A 691-nucleotide genomic window follows, 5' to 3' on the forward strand; every position below is an offset into this window, starting at 1 on the left:
CCATGCCCAGCCGATTCCAGTTGATCAGGTCAGCCAGCCGCACCAGCGGATGTTTCAGGTTGATCTGCTCACGCAGGGGCTGCCGGAAGAAATCTCCCTCTGTCACAGGCGTCTTCGGACCCATCCGCACCTCGTCAGGATTTGCAGGATTTCGGCATCAATATGCCAGGTCTCTGCAAATCCCACAATGCTATTTCGGCCTCGGAGCCTTGCCGCATAAGCCTTCGCGGATTGTTCAAGGCCGACTAATTGACTCGCGATAAAGGGTGCGCTCGCGGATTCGCTGCCTGACGGGAGCCATAGATACTATGGAGGGGCCGCGGAAGTAAGCCTCCTTGAGTAAAACGAGGATTCCGACACCCGTTTTCCGAGAGGAGTACGCAAATGAATGCGCCTCGCACAGCCCCTCACGGGCAAGATACAACCATCACCGGATCGCTGTATGTGCGTATTTCGGCGAAGCCGAACACGGATTTCGGTTGAAGTCGAACAGTGTTTCCGGAGGAAGATGAACAACCGTTTCGCTTGAAGTCGAACGGTTTCGGAGAATTCCGGAATTGGTGTTCGGCGCTCCGAAATGCGTGTTCATCTTCCCGAAATCGGTGTTCAGCCTGCCGAAACGGCTGTTCACCCCACCGAAATGCGTGTTCGGTGGACCGAAACGAAAGGTGTGGTTTCGGTTGGCGGTACT

1 protein-coding gene is annotated in these 691 nt (G+C 55.4%); it reads right to left on the bottom strand.

Translation table 11 applies throughout. The features are described from left to right. Positions 1-427: 427 nt before the first annotated feature. On the bottom strand, positions 428-691 hold a 264-nt coding region (locus tag M3I56_RS40810; RefSeq protein ID WP_254358699.1), incomplete at its 5' end, for a hypothetical protein.

The sequence above is a fragment of the Paraburkholderia sp. CNPSo 3281 genome, assembly GCF_024206515.1.
Lineage (GTDB): Bacteria > Pseudomonadota > Gammaproteobacteria > Burkholderiales > Burkholderiaceae > Paraburkholderia > Paraburkholderia nodosa.